Annotated in this window: 17 protein-coding genes and 1 other annotated feature; of the genes, 10 read left to right on the top strand and 7 right to left on the bottom strand. The window is 65.6% G+C overall.

Features of this window, described 5'->3' with window-relative positions; genetic code table 11:
* The first annotated feature begins 11 nt into the window (after window positions 1–11).
* The 3 genes from cueR to OUA97_RS05205 all read left to right on the top strand — a co-directional run bounded on the left by cueR (window position 12) and on the right by OUA97_RS05205 (window position 1,881).
* The gene (cueR, locus tag OUA97_RS05215) at window positions 12–455 is read left to right on the top strand and encodes a Cu(I)-responsive transcriptional regulator (protein WP_267230756.1); all 444 of its coding nucleotides are present in this window, start codon (window positions 12–14) and stop codon (window positions 453–455) included.
* A gap of 87 nt (window positions 456–542) precedes the next feature.
* Window positions 543–1,025, top strand: a complete 483-nt coding sequence (locus OUA97_RS05210; protein ID WP_267230755.1) for a GNAT family N-acetyltransferase — start codon at window positions 543–545, stop codon at window positions 1,023–1,025.
* Between the two features lies 1 nt (window position 1,026).
* Window positions 1,027–1,881, top strand: coding sequence for a class I SAM-dependent methyltransferase (locus tag OUA97_RS05205; protein WP_323690521.1), 855 nt, complete (start codon window positions 1,027–1,029; stop codon window positions 1,879–1,881).
* Window positions 1,882–1,907: 26 nt separating this feature from the next.
* On the opposite strand, the gene OUA97_RS05200 is transcribed toward OUA97_RS05205, so the two are convergent.
* The 6 genes from OUA97_RS05200 to OUA97_RS05175 form a co-directional block, all read right to left on the bottom strand.
* On the bottom strand, window positions 1,908–2,606 hold the full coding sequence (locus OUA97_RS05200) for an ABC transporter ATP-binding protein (protein WP_267230754.1): 699 nt from the start codon (window positions 2,604–2,606) through the stop codon (window positions 1,908–1,910).
* Entirely contained in the window at window positions 2,603–3,808 is a 1,206-nt protein-coding gene (locus OUA97_RS05195; RefSeq protein ID WP_267230753.1) for an ABC transporter permease, read from the bottom strand. The genes OUA97_RS05200 and OUA97_RS05195 overlap by 4 nt, the downstream gene beginning before the upstream one ends.
* A 1-nt stretch (window position 3,809) precedes the next feature.
* Window positions 3,810–4,895 (bottom strand): efflux RND transporter periplasmic adaptor subunit, encoded by a 1,086-nt coding sequence (locus OUA97_RS05190; RefSeq protein WP_267230752.1) that lies wholly within the window; start codon window positions 4,893–4,895, stop codon window positions 3,810–3,812.
* Window positions 4,896–4,933: 38 nt separating this feature from the next.
* Window positions 4,934–6,157, bottom strand: coding sequence for a class I SAM-dependent methyltransferase (locus tag OUA97_RS05185; RefSeq protein WP_416362412.1), 1,224 nt, complete (start codon window positions 6,155–6,157; stop codon window positions 4,934–4,936).
* 220 nt (window positions 6,158–6,377) lie between these two features.
* Window positions 6,378–7,181: a DUF1365 domain-containing protein gene (locus tag OUA97_RS05180; RefSeq protein WP_267230751.1), complete on the bottom strand. Its 804-nt coding sequence runs from the start codon at window positions 7,179–7,181 to the stop codon at window positions 6,378–6,380.
* Window positions 7,178–8,515, bottom strand: a complete 1,338-nt coding sequence (locus OUA97_RS05175; protein WP_267230750.1) for an NAD(P)/FAD-dependent oxidoreductase — start codon at window positions 8,513–8,515, stop codon at window positions 7,178–7,180. The genes OUA97_RS05180 and OUA97_RS05175 overlap by 4 nt, the downstream gene beginning before the upstream one ends.
* A 77-nt stretch (window positions 8,516–8,592) precedes the next feature.
* On the opposite strand from OUA97_RS05175, the gene OUA97_RS05170 reads away from it, so the two are divergent.
* From OUA97_RS05170 to OUA97_RS05160, 3 genes are read left to right on the top strand one after another with little or no spacing between them, the layout of a single operon-like run.
* A complete protein-coding gene (locus tag OUA97_RS05170) occupies window positions 8,593–9,249 on the top strand; it encodes a sigma-70 family RNA polymerase sigma factor (RefSeq protein ID WP_267230749.1) in 657 nt (218 codons plus the stop codon).
* Complete coding sequence (locus OUA97_RS05165) at window positions 9,246–9,884, top strand: ChrR family anti-sigma-E factor (protein ID WP_267230748.1); 639 nt, start codon at window positions 9,246–9,248, stop codon at window positions 9,882–9,884. Before OUA97_RS05170 ends, OUA97_RS05165 begins: the two co-directional genes overlap by 4 nt.
* Window positions 9,885–9,937: 53 nt before the next feature.
* The gene (locus tag OUA97_RS05160) at window positions 9,938–10,687 is read left to right on the top strand and encodes a DUF1295 domain-containing protein (protein WP_267230747.1); all 750 of its coding nucleotides are present in this window, start codon (window positions 9,938–9,940) and stop codon (window positions 10,685–10,687) included.
* Here OUA97_RS05160 and OUA97_RS05155 read toward each other — a convergent pair.
* Window positions 10,684–11,082: a DUF2177 family protein gene (locus tag OUA97_RS05155; RefSeq protein ID WP_323690527.1), complete on the bottom strand. Its 399-nt coding sequence runs from the start codon at window positions 11,080–11,082 to the stop codon at window positions 10,684–10,686. The genes OUA97_RS05160 and OUA97_RS05155 overlap by 4 nt on opposite strands.
* Before the next feature lie 436 nt (window positions 11,083–11,518).
* Here OUA97_RS05155 and OUA97_RS05150 point away from each other — a divergent pair, with 436 nt between their 5' ends.
* From OUA97_RS05150 to OUA97_RS05135, 4 genes are all read left to right on the top strand, one after another.
* The gene (locus tag OUA97_RS05150; RefSeq protein ID WP_267230745.1) at window positions 11,519–11,812 is read left to right on the top strand and encodes a hypothetical protein; all 294 of its coding nucleotides are present in this window, start codon (window positions 11,519–11,521) and stop codon (window positions 11,810–11,812) included.
* A gap of 264 nt (window positions 11,813–12,076) precedes the next feature.
* Window positions 12,077–13,336 (top strand): mechanosensitive ion channel family protein, encoded by a 1,260-nt coding sequence (locus OUA97_RS05145; protein WP_267230744.1) that lies wholly within the window; start codon window positions 12,077–12,079, stop codon window positions 13,334–13,336.
* Window positions 13,337–13,380: 44 nt separating this feature from the next.
* Window positions 13,381–15,315 (top strand): BCCT family transporter, encoded by a 1,935-nt coding sequence (locus OUA97_RS05140; protein ID WP_267230743.1) that lies wholly within the window; start codon window positions 13,381–13,383, stop codon window positions 15,313–15,315.
* A gap of 95 nt (window positions 15,316–15,410) precedes the next feature.
* Window positions 15,411–15,465 (top strand) — a sequence feature (sul1 is cis-regulatory element that is thought to sense ions involved in sulfur or methionine metabolism; They are found in Alphaproteobacteria).
* Window positions 15,466–15,522: 57 nt separating this feature from the next.
* Window positions 15,523–16,992 carry a SulP family inorganic anion transporter gene (locus tag OUA97_RS05135; protein ID WP_267230841.1) on the top strand — a complete coding sequence of 490 codons (1,470 nt, stop codon included), beginning with the start codon at window positions 15,523–15,525 and terminating at the stop codon, window positions 16,990–16,992.
* Window positions 16,993–17,029: the final 37 nt, after the last annotated feature.

The raw sequence follows: 17,029 nt of genomic DNA, 5'->3' as shown, positions 1-17,029 counted from the left end.
AGGAGACTCCCATGAACATCGGCCAGGCTTCCAAGGCGTCCGGCGTGACGACCAAGATGATCCGCTACTACGACGAGATCGGGCTGGTGCGGCCCTCGGCGCGCACCGACGCCAACTATCGCGAGTACGACGAGCGCGAGATCAACGAGCTGCGCTTCATCCGCCGCGCCCGCTCGCTCGGCTTCTCGATGCCGGAGATCACCCAGCTCCTGTCGCTGTGGCGCGACCGCGTGCGCCCCAGCCGCGAGGTCAAGGCGATCGCCGAGCGGCACCTGGCCGACCTCGACGCCCGCATCGCCGAGATGCAGGCCATGGCCGACACCTTGCGCCACCTCTCGCACTGCTGCGCCGGCGACGACCGCCCCGACTGTCCGATCCTGGCCGACCTGACCCAGGGGGCGCTGCCGTCCGATCCGAAGCCCAAGAGCCGGCGGGCCCAGGTTCAAGGGAACTGAGCCCCCAGGCTTCCTCCACGGCGTCTCGACGGCTTCTCGACGCAGATGCGGGCAAACCCGCGGCCCATTTCCGCCCCCGAGGAGCCCATGACCGCCACCGCCCCGTTCGAAGTCAGCCTGCGCCGCATCACCGCCGAAAGCGTGACCGACATCTGCGACCTGAGCGAAACCCTGTCCGAGGCCCAGCGCGGCAAGGTCGCCGACAACGGCCAATCCATCGCCGAGGCGCACTATTCCGAAAACGCCTGGTTCCGCGGAATCTATGTGGACGAGGAGCCGGCCGGGTTCGTGATGCTGCACCTGGGCGGCGACTGGCATGACGGCATCGAGCACGATGGCGCGTTCCTGTGGCGGCTCATGATCGCCGGCCCCTACCAGGGCAAGGGCGTCGGCCAGCGCGCGCTCGCGATGGTGGTCCGCGGCCTCCGCGCCAAGGGCGTCACCGAGCTCTACACCAGCTACGGGCTGGGCGAGGCCAGCCCCGCCGGCTTCTATGCGCGCTTGGGCTTTCGCCCGACCGGAGAGATGCTGGGCGATGAGGCCGAGGCCTTGCTGATCTTCGAGACCTGACATGCGACCTGACCTGCACGAAGCCAACCGCCGCTCCTGGAACGAGGCCACCCGCGCCCACAACAGCCACAAGGGCGACCAGGCGGCGTTCTTCCGCGCCGGCGGATCGACGCTCTATCCCGAAGAGCTGGACATGCTGGGCGACGTCGCCGGGCGCAGCCTCGCGCACCTGCAGTGTAATTCCGGACAGGACAGCCTGAGCCTGGCCCGGCTCGGCGCGCGGGTGACCGGCGTCGACATCTCCGATGAGGCCGTCGCCTTCGCCGCCAGGCTCTCGGCCGAGAGCGGGGTGGCGGCCCGGTTCGAACGCTCGGATCTGCTCGACTGGTTCGCCAAGGCCCGGACGGAAGGCCGCAGATTCGAGCGGGTCTTCACCTCCTACGGCACGATCTGCTGGCTGTCCGACCTGAAGGCCTGGGGCCGCGGGGTCGCCGACCTGCTGGAGCCCGGCGGCCGCTTCGGCATGGTCGAGTTCCATCCCTTCTCGCTGGTGTTCGACCCGCAATGGACGCCGCGTCACGACTACTTCGCCGAAGGGCCGATCGAGGAGCCGGACGGCGTCGGCGACTATGTGGCCGATTCCGGCGAGACCCTGGCGCTCGACGCCTACCACCCCGGGGTCGAGGAGTTCCGCAATCCCAATCCGGCCTTCGAATTCTACTGGGGCGTGGGCGAAGTCGTCAGCGCTCTGATCGAGGCCGGCCTGACGCTCGAGCGGCTGGTTGAGTACCCCTATTCGAACGGCTGGGCGGCGTTCGCGAACATGCAGGACCTCGGCGGCGGCCGCCTCGCCCCGCCCCCGTCCATGCCCAGGATTCCGCTGATGTATGGACTTTCCGCCACCCGGCCGGGCTAAGCGCCGCAAGGCCTTAAGCGTCCAGACTAGAGGTTGGAGGACGAGCTCTCACTGCCTACCCGCCCATCGACGAGCACGATGCGGCGTGAGCACTGGGATGCGACGTGCTCATCATGAGTGCAGATCAGGAAGGTGACGCCGTCTTGCCGGTTCATTTCCCGCATCAAGGAAAGGACCTGATCGGCCGACTCGCGATCTAGGTTTCCCGTCGGCTCGTCGGCAAGCACCAGCAGCGGGCCGTTGATGAGCGACCTTGCGATCGCCACCCGCTGCTTCTGGCCCCCGGAAAGCCGGGTAGCCCGAAAGTCCATTCGGTCTTCCAATCCGACGCGGCCCAGCAATTCGGCTGAGCGTGCGCGGATCGACTTGGAAATGCCCCCAGCCGGGGCTGCGGCTGGAAGGGCTACGTTCTCGAGCGCGCTGAAATCCGGAAGCAGATGATGGGCCTGGAAAATGAATCCGAGCTTCTGGTTGCGGAAGGCGGCGCGTTTGTTTTCGGGCAGGTCGTCAATCCGCTCTCCGTTGACCCAGATCTCGCCGGCGGAGGATCTCAGCAGCAGGCCGAGAATTGAAAGCAGCGTCGACTTGCCAGACCCCGAGGCTCCGACGAGGGCCACGAGTTCCCGAGTCCGGAGCTCGAGATCGATCCCCTTCAGCACCTGGGTGATCTCGTCCCCGTTTTGAAAGCGCTTCTCGACGCCTCTGGCGCTGAGCAATGCGTTCATAGCTGGATCGCATCCAGGGGATCGACCTTCGAGGCCGAGCGCGCCGGCCACGCCGAAGCGGCGACGGCGCCAAGCGTCGCCAACACGAACACCGTCAGGTAACCGCCGCGTTCGGGCGCGATCGGCAAAACCGGGCGGCCGTCCGGCCGGGCGATCGAGGCGAGGCCCTGGCAGAGACCATATCCGACCAGGCACCCGATCGCCCCGCCGACGAGGCCGATGATCAGGCCCTGCAGGATGAAAACCTGCGCGATGAAGCCTGATGAGATGCCTGTCGCCCGCATGATCCCGATTTCAGGCCGTCGGCGATAAGCCGAAAGGACTAGCGCGCTCGCCACGCCGATGATGATCGACACGAGAGAAAACAGCTGGATCAGTCGACCGGTCTGGCCTTGTGCGCGGAGTGCGTCGTCCAGAGATTCGTTTTTCTCCTGCCAGGGCGTGCTGCGCAGCCCTGTCGCTTCCTTGAGCGCGCGGGCGACGGCGACGGCCTCGGCCGGCCGCTCCAGCTTGATCTCGATGTTTGAGACGCCTTCCGGCAACCGGAATAGCGGCCTTGCCGTCTGCAGATTCAGAAATAGAACCCGCGAGTCCAGGCTCTCCAGGCCAGTCCGGAATATTCCGCGAACGGTAAGCAATCGTTCGGCTCCCCGGTCGGTGCGAAGCAGCACCGGCTGGTCGGTCCCCAGGCCGAGTTCGTTGGCAAGGCGTTCGCCCACAAGCACGCCGTCCGCGCCGAGCACTGCGGTCCCAGCTATGATGTGCGTACTGATCGGCGAGATCACATCCAAGCCGTCCGGCTCCAGGCCGGTGACCGAGACGGGTTGAACCGCTTCCCCACGTAGCAGGAAGCCGCTTCCCGTAATCTGAGGGCTGATGCCGGCCACCCCGCCTTGGGCACGGATCTGATCGACGGCGGCGCGCCATTGGCGGATCTGCTGACGTTGGAACGTCGAGACCAGAGCCGGGCCTTCGCTCCTAACCCCCGGCGCAGCGAGAATGCGTCCTCGCTGGATATCCGGCTCCAAGCTGACATGAGCGCTGTTGGACGTGACTTCGTCCGTCAGGCGCACCGCCAGCCCCTCGATCAGAGCCGTAATGAACACGAACACGACGACGCCCAGGGCTACGCCGGCCAGGAGCAGCGCTGTCTGGGCCGGGTTCGAAGCGAGGTAGCGCCGCGCCATCATGAAGGCGAACATTCTAACGCTCCGCCCTTCCCCTTACCCGCTCGCCGGGCGACGCCTTTGCAGGATCAAGCAGGACGCGATCTCCCTCGGCCAGCCCGCTCTCCACGATCGCATCGCCAGAAGGCCAGTCTGCGATGCGCACCGCCCGAACGCCCACCACGCCGTCCTTCCCCAGGACATAGACTTTCGGCGCCACCGAGGCGTCCAGCACCACGCTGCGTGGAACCAGGATCACCGTCTCAGCGGGCCGCACGACAATGGTGACATCGACCGACCGGCCTGGGACCAGACCGGGCATTTCGCCATAGGTCAGCCTGACCAGCCGGCCGCCGGTCGCAGCGTCCACCCGGGGAGAGACTTCACTCACCTGGCCGACGAAGGTGGCTTTAGAGCCGGTCGCCGCAAATCGTGCGGCCATTCCCGGTTGAATGGCGTCAGCGTACGCCTCGTCCACCTCGGCCTCGATCTCGCCGCCTGTCAGGCTGCCGAGCTCGAAAAGCGTCGTGTTCGTGTCCACGACCTGGCCAGCGTCGATGGGCCGAGAAAGCACGAGGCTGGCGTTGGGCGCGCGGACGACGAATTCCCTCGTCCGCGCCGCAGCGACCTTTGCCGTGGCTTCGGCGGCTCCCACGTCGGCCTGCGCCGCGCGCAGCGCGGCGCTCGCTTGATCCAGCGCGGCCCCCGCCGCAAAGCCGCGATCAAAGAGGGTCTTTGTCCGCTGATAGCTTTGCAGGGCTTCAGCGGCCCGCGCGCGAGCCGACTGAACGCGCGCCAGTTCAGCCTCAGTTTGGGCCTGTTCGACGACGGCCTTGATGACCGCCAAAGGCTCGCCCGCCGCAACGGTGTCGCCCTCGTCATGCAGCAATCGAAGCACTTGACCGGCGTACAGCGGCCTCACGTCGACGCGATCGACGGGTCGAACTCGCCCGACGACCGCGATGACACGCTCAGTCTTCTGCATTGTCACCGTCGAGGTGGCGATCTCCTCCGGCCGTGTGACAGCAAAGAGCACGCCCAGGCCGGCCGCCAGGACACCCGCCAGACCGATAAAAGCGACCGACTTGCGATTGATAGCCATCTTGCTCTTGTAGCTAACCACGGTGGGACACCTGGCCAGACCAGGCCAGCCTTGCGCGCCTACGCCGCGCGCCCAAGCGCGAGTTGAACCACGTCCGTGCGTGCAGAGCGGAAGCCGGCCTCGCAATAGGCGAGATAGAAGCGCCACAACCGTCGGAAACGCTCGTCGAAGGTCGGTGACTGCGTGCGAATCTCATCCCATGCGGCGTCGAACCGCTGCGCCCACTGCGCCAAGGTGTCCGCATAGTCACGACCAAAGCGTTCGACGTCGATCTGGGTCAGGCCTGCGCGAGAAACAATCGGCGCTATCTTCCGCTCCGAAGGCAGGCAACCACCCGGAAATATGTACTTCTGGATGAAGTCCGTACGCGCCGCATAGTCGTCAAACAGAGCGTCCTGAATGGTGATGATCTGCAGTCCCGCTCGCCCGCCGGGCTTCAATAGATCGTGGATCCTGCGAAAATAGGTCGGCCAGTATTCCCGCCCGACGGCCTCGAACATCTCGATCGAGGCGACGCAGTCGAACTGTCCACCAATGTCCCGATAGTCAACGAGCCGAATGTCCACGCGCTCAGACAAGCCGGCCTCGAACATTCGACGGGATGCGAACTCGTATTGTTCGCGCGAGATGGTGACGGCTGTCACGGAGGCTCCGATCTCGCGCGCCGCGAACTCCGCAAAGCCGCCCCAACCGCACCCAATCTCAAGAACGCATTGCCCGGCCTGCAGATTCATCATGCGGGCGATGGAGCGATACTTGGCCCTCTGAGCCTCGGCCAGCGGCTGGCCCGCGTGCTCGAACCGCGCGCTCGAATAGGTCATCGTCGGATCCAGCCACGCCCGATAGAACGCGTTACCCAAATCATAGTGAGCGTGGATGTTGCGCCGAGATCCGCTGCGGTTGTTGCGGTTCAGCCGGTGTCCGAGCCAATTGATCGCCCAGTTCGCCATGTCCCCTTGGTAAAGACGGCGAATGTGTTCGTAGTTGTTAGCCAGGGCTTCAAGCAGAACAGCGAGATCGGGGCTGTCCCATTCGCCGGCGACATAGCCCTCGGCGAAGCCGATATCGCCCCGCGTGAAGACCCGTGTCGCAAAGCGATAGTCGGCGACCGTCATCTCAGCCGCGTGACCGGCCTCGGTTCCGTTTGCCGCACGCCTGGAGCCGTCCGGCAAGTCGAGGGTCAGCTGCCCCCATGTCCAGTTGGCCAATAGCTTCCGCGACAGCATCTCGAAGGCCGGCGACGGCGCATGACCGCTCCTTCCGGCTCGCACGATCGAAGCCATGCGCGGTTGATCTCGTGTAATGGCATGGGTCATGCAGCGTCCTTCTCGCCAGCGAAAGGCGAGGCCTTTTTCAGTTGCGCACGCCGGCTGTCGCCGAGTGCTTCGGTGGGCTGGGTTGTGGGTTTGGAGAGCGGTCGGATCGGCTCACGGCGGCCGCCGGTCCCCTCGCCCCCGGCGCAATCGATCCGGCGCCTGTACCGATCGCGCGGCCGTAGGGAGTTCATCGCCCAAGGCGGCTCTCACGCGGGCCGGCCTGGAGCGTCACCTTGTCGGGGGCCGGTGAAGGCTGGGAGGTCAACGGAACGCGCTTGAGCCAGAGCTTGAACGCCTCCCAATGGATCGCCGCCACGACCTTCAGGGTCATCAACGGCCGCATGAGCGCGGCCGACAGCAACTCGAAGTCCCGCATGGCGCGGCGCTTGGCCGTCATACCAGCGGTGATCAACAGTCCGTCCGCGTCCAGCCCACGAACAGTCAAATCGAAACGCTGCGCCGGAACGCGACCGCGGAACTCGTAATCCATCTCCATGCCCATGAAGGGGGAGACATAGAGAGCCTTGGCCGCGCCCTGCCTGATCACGCCGTCGGCCTGATCCTCGATTGGGACGGGGATCACATACGAATGGCGGCGACCGAAGGTGTTGGTCACCTCATAGACCATCGCCGCCAAGCGGCCATCGGGGCGATGGCAGAAGTAGAGGCTGATCGGGTTGAAAACGTAGCCCAGCAGGCGAGGCATGGTGAAGATGCGGATTGGCCCGCGGCCGATGTCCACGCCGGCCTTTTGAAGCCAGCCCTCGATTTGGACGCGCAGCGGACCTTGTGATCCATCGCCGTGGTCGCGGTCGTAAAATGAGATCAGGTTGAACCGATTGCGCGAAAAGACGCGCAAGCTGCGGTCCAGCCCGTCGATCTCATCGAGATCGAGCAAGAGCCAGAACGCCCGGTAACTCAGCCGGTGCGCGACGGGCCGGAGGCGCTGGTGCGTCACGCCGCCGATGTAGAGCGCGGAGTCTGGCGTCACGCGGCTTGCCCCCAGGCGCTCTCGTCGAAGGGCGTCAGATGAATTCGACCGCTCTCATCCCGGACCGACCAGGGGCGCCGCACGCCGCCGAGTTGTTCGGCGACGGCCAAGCCGGACTGCAGGCCGTCCTCATGAAAGCCCGCGCCGAAATATGCGCCGCAGAACCAGACCCCGCCGCGCCCCTGGAGGCTCCAGAGACTCTTCTGGGCCTGAATGGCGGCCGGATCGAAAATGGGGTGCTCGTAGATCTCGCTGCGCAACAGCGCGCCAGCTTTGGGAGCGCGGGGCGGATTGAGGGTGACGAACAGATCCTGGCCTGGCAGGCCCTGCAGGCGGTTCATCCAATAGGTGACGCAAAGCCCTTCGCCCGCGCCGATATAGTTCCAACTCGCCCACGCGCGCCGTCGGCGCGGCATCAGATCGCTGTCTGTATGCAACACGGTCAGATTGCGGCTGTACTTTATCGCGCCGAGCGTCTCGCTTTCCTGGGCGCTCGGCTCGGCCAGCATCGCCAGGGCCTGGTTCGCGTGAGTCCCGATGACGACATGGTCGAAGCACTCGGTGCGCCCTTGATCATCCTGGACCAGCACGCCGCCATCGGTGCGCCGCACCGCCCGCACCCCGACGCCGAGCCGAATGTCAGCTATCGCTCGAGCCAGCTGCTCGACGTAGACCCGGCTGCCTCCTTCGACGGTCCGCCACATCGGGCGATCGACGAGTTTCAGGAGGCCGTGGTTGCCGCAGAAGCGGATAAAGGCTTCGGCCGGATAATCCATCAGCGTGTGGGCCGGCGAGGACCATATCGCCGCCGCCATCGGCAGGAGGTGATCGTCCCGGAACGCCTCGCTGAAGCCTTGGCGTTTCAGATATTCGCCGAGGGTGAGTTGAGGATCGGTCAGCCCTTCCAGATCCTCCGGCGCCTGACGATAGAAACGCAGGATTTCACCCAGCATCGACCAGAAGCGCGGTCGTACGAGATTGCGGCGCTGGGCGAACAGGCCCGGCGCGGCGTATTCGAACCGTCCCTGATCCAGAGACACCGCGAAGGACATGTCGGTGGCGCGGGACCTCACGCCCAGCTTGTCGAACAACGCGATCAGATTGGGGTAGGTGGCGTCGTTGAAGCAGATGAAACCGGTGTCTACAGCCACCTCGCCCTGCGGCGTCTCCGCCACGACCGTGTTGGAGTGGCCGCCGAGACGGTCGGCCTTCTCGTAGACGGTGACCCGATGGCGCTGAGACAGAAGCCACGCCGAGGACAGGGCGGCGACGCCGGAGCCGACCACGGCGATCTTCAGCGGCGCAAGGGACCGATGGGCGATAGTTGACGACATGGGAGCTCCGGCCAATCCCGCGATCGACATCGACGCGAGCCTAGCCAATACGGCCGGACAGCCCGGACGGATCGGGATTGATCCAGACTTTTCCGCCAAGCGTATTAGGGTTCATGCATGTCGAAGCTTCGTCATTCACATCGTCTGAAAAGCCCGCTGGCGCGATGAGCGGAGACGTTGAAGACGAGTTCCTTTACGATCGCCTTGTCGAGGCCGTCGCATTGCGGCGTGACCGCGAGGCGTTCGTTCAGTTGTTCGAGCACTTCGCTCCCCGTCTCAAAGCCTGGCTCATGAAGTCGGGGGTCAGCTCGACCGTGGCCGAGGATTTCGCCCAGGACGCCATGTTGAGCGTCTGGCGCAAGGCGGACCTGTTCGACGCCCGCAAGGCGCGAGCAGCGACCTGGATCTTCACCATCGCCCGCAACCGACGCCTGGATGTCCTACGCCGCGACGCCCGAGCCCTGCCCTCGCCACAGATCGAGGACGAGGACGATCTTCCGCGTCCGGATGACATCCTTGTACAGGCCGACGAAGCCCGGCGGGTACGCGAGGCGCTTACCCGACTGAACCCGGATCAGGTCGAGGTGCTGCGCCTGGCGTTCTTCCTCGACGATCCCCATTCCGAAATAGCCCGCCGGCTCGGCCTGCCGCTGGGCACGGTCAAGTCCCGCATCCGCAACGCCATGATCAAACTACGCGCCATCCTCGAACCCTCCGAGGAGTCTCCCCGATGAACTCCACGCGGAATCCCTCTGAAGAACGCCTGATCGCCTATGCCGCTGGAACGCTCAGCCCGCCGGAAGCGGTGGTGGTCGCAGCGCATCTGGCGTTGCGACCGGCCAACGACGCGTGGGTACGGCGCCTGCAGGCGGTCGGCGGTGAGTTTTTGCAGACCATCGATCCCTCTGCGCTCTCGCACGACGCCCTGGCGCGGGCCTTGGCGCGCATCGAGACCGACGCCGGCGAGGCAAGAGCGCCCGCCCCGCTGAACGATATGCCCGAACTGCCCGCGCCTTTGCGACGCTATGGGCTTGGGCCCTGGCGCTGGGTCGGCCCCGGGATGAGGGTGCGCGACGTCCATGCGCCGCGCGACGGCGATTGCCGCGTCATCCTGCTGAAGATCGATCCCGGCCGGGAGACGCCCCGCCACACTCACGGCGGGGTCGAATTGACGTGCGTCCTCTCAGGCGCCTACGCCACCGAGACCAGCAGGTTTGATGTCGGCGACCTGGAGGAGGCCGACGAATCCGTCCTGCACCGGCCGCGTGTCGTCTCGGACGAGCCGTGCCTGTGCGTCGCCGCCCTTGATGGGCAGATCCTCCTCGACGGCTGGCTTGGCCGCTTGATCCAGCCCTTCGTCAGGCTGTGATCGTCGACCTCCTCGCGCTTTGGACGGGAGCCGCTGCGTTTCTCGTCCTTGTGATGACCACCGCCTGGCTGGTCCAACGTCTCACGGGCCAGGGCGGCTGGGCCGACGCGTTCTGGTCGCTGGGCCTGGGCGCGGCGGGCGTGCTCGTCGCGCTTTTTCCGCTCGATGGGGCCTCGCCGTCGTCGCGTCAGTTCCTGGCCGCCGTCTTGATCGGCGCATGGGGCCTAAGGCTGGGTCTCCACATCGCCGCGCGCGCCGCAAAGGAGGCCGAGGACGCCCGGTACGCCCAGCTGCGCAGGGAATGGGGCTCGCGCTTCCAATCCCGAATGTTCGGCTTCCTGATGTTGCAGGCAGGCGCCGCCGCCTTTCTAGCCCTTAGCGTGCTGGCGGCGGCGCGCAAGCCGGGTCCGGACCTAACGGCGCAGGACGGACTCGCCGCCCTTGTCCTGGCGATCGCGGTCATCGGCGAGGCGGCGGCCGATCGCCAGCTGGCTGCCTTCAAGGCCGATCCCTCTCATCGAGGGGCGGTCTGCGACCTCGGTCTCTGGGCCTGGTCGCGACATCCCAACTACTTCTTCGAGTGGCTCGGATGGTGCGCTTGGCCGATCCTGGCGATCGACATGAGCGGGGCTTGGCCTTGGGGATGGCTAGCCCTAACCGGGCCGGCCTACATGTACTGGCTGCTGACGCGGGTCTCTGGCGTACCGCTGTTGGAGGCGCACATGCTTCGCTCGCGCCCCGAGGCCTTCGCTGCCTACGCCGCTCGCACCAGCGCCTTTTTCCCGCGCCCCCCGCGCCGCTAGCTGGCGCGCAGCAGGCGCATCGCCAGGACGCAAGCGATCGCCGAGGAGCCGGCGCTTACCGTCGCACCCCAAGCCATGTCGATGATGGTGAGCTTCAGGCTCCAGGTCTTCAGCGTCGCCAGGTTGGTCAGATCGTAGGTCCCATAGGCGAACAGCCCGAGCAGCCCGCCCCAGACCAGCGCCTTCTTCCACTCGCCAGTCGCCAGGGCCGGCAGGACAGCAAACATCGTCAGCCCGGCGGCATACAGGGAATAGAAGAACACTGCCGGGACCAGCCGGAACTCCTCAGCCAGCATCGCCCCGATGAGGGGGCGATAGACACGGCCGGCCATCGCGCCCAACCAGACGGTGTCGATCACCGCGAACGTCGCCAACGTCAGAAGGAATGAAACCACGATCTTCAAGGCGTATCTCCAAGCTACCACCACACTACGAATGCAGGGGCTTTCTGGATCGTCGCGAGGCCATCCCAAGCGATGGCGTCGGTCAGCGGCCGGCGTGCAAGGACGCCACGATGCAAACACTCAAAGGGCTAGGTCGTCGGCGGCGTGCCTTGAGGCGTGCGATCCTGCTGGGCGACAGCCGGCCAACGTCGAGTAGGTTCGCTTGTGGGCGGATGCGACGGGACGCTCCTGCGCCCTGCCAACGCTCTGCCTTGCGAAGGCGCTTTCTACTTCGCTTCAGACCGAAAGCTGGCCTCACGGCTGCAGACCTAAATCGTCGATGATCAGCGCAGCAGGCGCGTATGGTCAGAGAAGCATCACATCGACTTGACCCGCATCACCAATATTTCAACGGCGGATCAGATCCCCATCAGGCAAAGCATCGTCCATGCAAGTGCCTCAGAAGACAATCGACGAGCTGGAACGCTTCTCCAACGTGGTGGTCGCCGCGATGAGCTCTCCACACAGGGACGGCCTCATGGAGCAACTGCATGAGCGGGGCGTGAATATTCTTGGTCCCGTTGATACAGCCGCCCAAGCCTTGGCCCTCCTCGCCCACTACCCTGCCGATTTCGCCATCATCGAAGATGTCCTCGCGGGACGGCGCGGCGGGGGCGAACTCGCGGTCGCCTTGGAAGCCCAGTGGGGCGTTCCGTCCGTTTTGGTCTCCCGCGCCAGCTGAGCACGGCCCGCCCCAAACACGTTCGCTTCGCGAGGCCTTTCAGGTCGAGCTGGCTGCCATGGGCCACTGAACAAACATCGCGACATCCATACCGATACCGTCAACGCAGCGCGATATTTGGGCCCGGGACACGCGGGACCTGACGCAAGGCCTGCCAAGCTGCGGACGGAGCCGAAAGCGCGCGCGCTTTGCGCTTAGTGTCAAAACTCCCCGGTTCGCTCCGCCAGTCGATGACCAACCGCGCAGTCGGTCGCTGCCGCTGCATTGAACAAGGACCACCCCATCCAAGATCTGCTTACAGCCCTGACGGCCCTCCCTCCCTGGCTGCAAAGCCTGCTCGGCCTGGCTGCGCTCGCCCTAGGCGCCGCGTCAGTCAGTTTTGTCGTCAGACAGATCATTCAGCGACTGTTCTGGCGCGCGGGGATCGGTCTCGGGCCGCAGGTCGCGGACGAGCTGACACCCGTTGCGCGCCACCTGGCGAACGTCGTTCCCGCCATCCTGGTCGCTCGTGGCGTGTCGGCGATTCCGCACCTCGCGGAGCCGGTCGTGACCGTGACGCGCAACGTCGCCGGCGCCTACATGGTCTTGACCCTTGCGCTAGCTGCAGGCGCCGCGCTCAACGTCGTCAACACGCTGTATCGACAGCGACCTGGCGCGGACGCACGCCCGATCAAGGGCTACCTCCAGGTCTTCAAGATCATCGTCTACGCTGGCGCGACGATCCTCATCGCCGCGGCGTTGATGGAGCAATCCCCGCTGCTGCTGCTTTCGGGCCTTGGGGCGATGGCGGCGGTGCTGATGCTCGTCTTCAAGGACACGATCCTCTCCCTGGTCGCCTCGGTGCAGCTGACGTCCAACGACATGCTTCGCGTGGGCGATTGGATCGAGATGCCCCAACTTCACGCCGACGGCGATGTGATCGACATCGCGCTGCACACGGTCAAGGTGCAGAACTGGGACAAGACGATCACGACGATCCCGACGCATCGACTGATCACGGAGTCCTACAAGAACTGGCGCGGCATGTTCGAAACAGGCGGCCGACGCATCAAGCGGACGCTGCTCGTCGACCAGGGCAGCGTCCGATTCCTGTCTCCTGACGAGCGGATCGGTCTGCAGCGCTTTGCTCTGATCGAAGACTACCTTGTCCAAAAGCAATCGGAGCTGGAGCGTTCGAATGCGGCCGTACACGAGGCCGGCGGCGACCTGGTGAATACGCGCAGGGTCACCAACATCGGTACGTTTCGGGCCTACGTCCTCGCCTATCTGCACGCGCACCCGTCGATCTCGCAGGACATGACCTTGCTTGTTCGCCAGTTGCAGCCCACTCCGCAGGGCCTGCCGCTGGAGATCTACGCCTTCACGAACACAACCGCCTGGGCCGCCTATGAGGCCATCCAGGCGGACATCTTCGATCACCTGATCGCCATACTCCCCGAATTTGGCCTACAGCTTTTCCAGTCGCCCAGCGGGAAGGACGTCGAACGACTGGTCCTCATGCACGGGCGCCCGCTTTCGGCCTGACGGCCGAGAGTTCCATTCCAAGTCCGACAGGAAGGATGGATCCAATGCTTGAGCGCAAGATGAATCCGCGGGTGTTCTGGGGCGCCAGCGTCGTGGTGGCCGGCCTGCTCGCTCTTGCCACGATTGCGCCGGGCGCGTCGGATTACGCGTTCAAGGCCGCCCAGGCCTGGGTCATCGACGCCTTCGGATGGTTCTATATCGTGGCCGTCGCAGGCTTCCTGGCCTTTGTGATCTATTTGGCCCTGAGTCCCTTGGGAAAGATCCGTTTGGGACCCGACGACGTCGAGCCGGACTTTCCGTATGTGTCCTGGCTCGCGATGTTGTTCGCCGCAGGCATGGGCATCGGTCTCATGTACTTCGCCGTCGCCGAGCCGGTCCAGCACTACGCATCGCCTCCAGAAGCCGCCCCGGGCACATTTGAGGCCGCCCGCGAAGCGATGGTCATCACCTTCATGCATTGGGGTGTCCATGCCTGGGCGGTTTACGCCGTGGTGGGACTGAGCCTCGCCTTCTTCGCGCACCGAAAGGGGGCGCCGCTGACCTTGCGCTCAGGCCTGCGACCGCTCCTGGGCGATCGAATCCACGGCCCCATCGGGGACGCCGTGGACATCTTCGCCATCTGCGGCACGCTCTTTGGCATCGCCACCTCCCTCGGACTTGGCGTGGCCCAGATCAACAGCGGATTGGCTTATCTGCTTGGGGTTCCCAACGATCACGTCACCCAGGTGCTGCTGATCGCGGGCGTGATGGGGCTAGCCACCATCTCGGTTCTGACCGGTCTCGACCGCGGAGTGCGCCGCCTCTCGGAATTGAACCTGGCGCTCGCCGTCCTGCTGATGGCGTTCGTGCTCGTCGTTGGCCCGACGGGATTTCTCCTGAAGGCGCTGGTCCAGAACTTCGGGCTCTACCTCGACCACTTCTTCATCCGCACCTTCAATCTGTACGCCTACGAGCCTCGAGGCTGGATGGCGAACTGGACCCTGTTCTACTGGGCGTGGTGGATCGCCTGGTCGCCGTTCGTGGGCATGTTCATCGCGCGCATCTCGCGCGGACGCACCGTGCGCGAATTCGTCGTCGGCGTGCTGCTTGTGCCGAGCGCGTTCTCGTTCCTCTGGATGACCGTGTTCGGCAATACGGCCATGGCCCTCGACATGGGCCAGGCGGCCGGCGCGATCAGCCAAGCGGTCGCGGGCGATCTCTCCACGGCCCTGTTCAAGTTCTTCGAGCATTTACCGGGGACGGCGGTGACCTCATCGCTCGCTGTGGCCCTGATCGTGGTGTTCTTCGTGACTTCGGCTGACTCCGGATCTCTTGTCATCGACACCATCGCCTCTGGCGGCGCCGATGAGACTCCGAAATGGCAGCGGGTCTACTGGTGCGGCCTCGAAGGCGGCGCGGCGGCGCTTCTCCTTCTGGCGGGAGGACTGAGCGCGCTCCAGGCGGCGACCCTCGTCGCGGCCCTGCCCTTCGCCATCATCATGATCCTGCTGGCGTGGGGACTTCATCGCGGGATGCGGGCGGACCTGCGCGGAGCAGCGGCGTCGCGCGAACCGCCGATGGGCGCGCGGCTCAAACGCATCCTGGCCCCGATGCGGCGCGGCGATGCGGAAGCCCGGTTGAGCGGGACCGGACTTGAGGCCCTGTCGTCGGTTCGCGACGCGCTCGCGGACGAGGGTGTGGAATCGTCCATCGGTAGGGAGCCTGACGGCATCTATCTGCATGCGGCAGGGCCCTCGGCCGACTTCGAATACCGACTACGCGCAATCGCCCGGCCCCTCCCGGCGTTTTCGCCTCTCGAGGCTCCCGAAGGTCGGCGCGCCTTCGAGTGGCGCCTGCGCGCATCTGCCGACCATATGGCTCCGAAGGCGGCCTACGACGTCACGGACTTCACGAAGGAGCAGCTGATCGACGACATACTCGAAAAGCTCGCACATTGGCGCGCCCAGCATGCGTTTGGTCCAGGTCGGCCCTCTGCCTGAGGCGCCTTGTCGCCGCTTCGGCGGGGATCAGCCGGCGGAGCCGGTCACCAGCACCTTGCAACAGGCGCCGCCGCAGTTCATTGAGTTCCCCTCACCACGGACCCGCCGCTGCGCGGGTGGCTATCTCGGCCGCCGATCCGCCGGGAAACTGCGCCGAATTGATGCGTCCCGCGTCACGTGCGCCTGATGTCTCGAACTCGCATGTCCATCATCGCTTCCGCGCGCCAGCAATGGCTCGCAAACCCCCGCCGCGACCTGCTCGCGGGGACCGTGGTCGCCCTCGCCCTGATCCCGGAGGCCATCGCCTTTTCGATCATCGCCGGCGTGGATCCTGCCGTAGGCCTCTACGCCAGCTTCGTGATCGCGGTGACCATCTCGTTCGTAGGCGGTCGGCCGGCAATGATCTCCGCGGCCACCGGCGCCATGTCGCTGCTGATGCTCGGCCTCGTGAAGGAGCATGGGCTGCAGTACCTGTTCGCCGCCTCGCTGCTGTGCGGCGTGATCCAGATCGTGATCGGCCTGCTCCGGCTGGGCCGCTATGTGAAGTTCGTCTCCCGCTCGGTGATGACCGGCTTCGTCAATTCACTGGCCATCCTGATCTTCCTGGCCCAGACGCCCGAGCTGATCGGAGCCAACTGGCAGACCTACGCCATGGTCGCCGCCGGCCTCGTCGTCATCTACGGTTTCCCGCGCATCACCCGGGCCGTGCCCGCGCCGCTGGTCGCCATCGTCGTCTTGAGCGCCTTCGCCATGCTGAGCGGCCTGGACGTACGCACGGTCGGCGATATGGGCCAGATGCCAAAGACCCTGCCGGCGTTCGGCCTGCCCCAGGTTCCGCTCACCTGGGAGACCCTGGCCGTCGTGGCGCCGGTGTCGCTGACCCTGGCTTTCGTCGGCCTGCTGGAGAGTCTGCTCACCGCCAATCTGCTGGACGATCTGACCGACACGCCGTCCGACAAGGACCGTGAGACCCGCGGCCAGGGGATCGCCAACATTCTCTCGCCCCTGTTCGGCGGCATGGCCGGCTGCGCCATGATCGGCCAGTCGATCATCAACGTCTCGTCGGGAGGCCGCGGCAGGCTTTCAACCCTATGGGCCGGCCTGTTCCTGCTGTTCCTAATCCTGGTGCTGCAGGAATGGGTCGCGAGGATCCCGATGGCGGCCCTGGTCGCGGTCATGATCATGGTCTCGATCAACACCTTCGACTGGGGTTCGGTGCGCCGCCTGCCCTCGACCCCGGTACAATCCTCCATTGTCATGATCGCCACCACCGTGACGGTGGTCGCCACCCACGACCTCTCCAAGGGGGTGATGCTGGGCGTCCTGCTCAGCGCCGTGTTCTTCATGCGCAAGGTGGGCAAGACCATTCGCGTGGACGAGGTCGACGCGCCGGAAGGTGAGCTCCGGTACCGGGTCTCGGGGCAGCTGTTCTTCGCGTCCGCCGACCTGTTTGCAGCCGGGTTCGAGCACCACGGCCAGCCCCGCCGCGTAGAAATCGACCTCACTGACGCCCGCCTCTGGGACCTGACCGGCGTCGCCGCCGTGGACAAGGTGGTGTTCCGCTATCGTCGCCAGGGCGCCGAGGTCGTCGTCAGCGGCATGACGGACGCGGAAAAGGCTCTGGTGGACAAGGTGGGGCGCCACGACAAGACGCACCTGCCCAATCTAGCGCACTAGACTGCGTCTCGAATGCGCCAGTTTCCGGCATTAGCGG

Source organism: Phenylobacterium sp. 58.2.17 (assembly GCF_026411515.1).
GTDB lineage: Bacteria > Pseudomonadota > Alphaproteobacteria > Caulobacterales > Caulobacteraceae > Phenylobacterium.
This window is presented reverse-complemented; position numbering and strand designations above follow the sequence as displayed.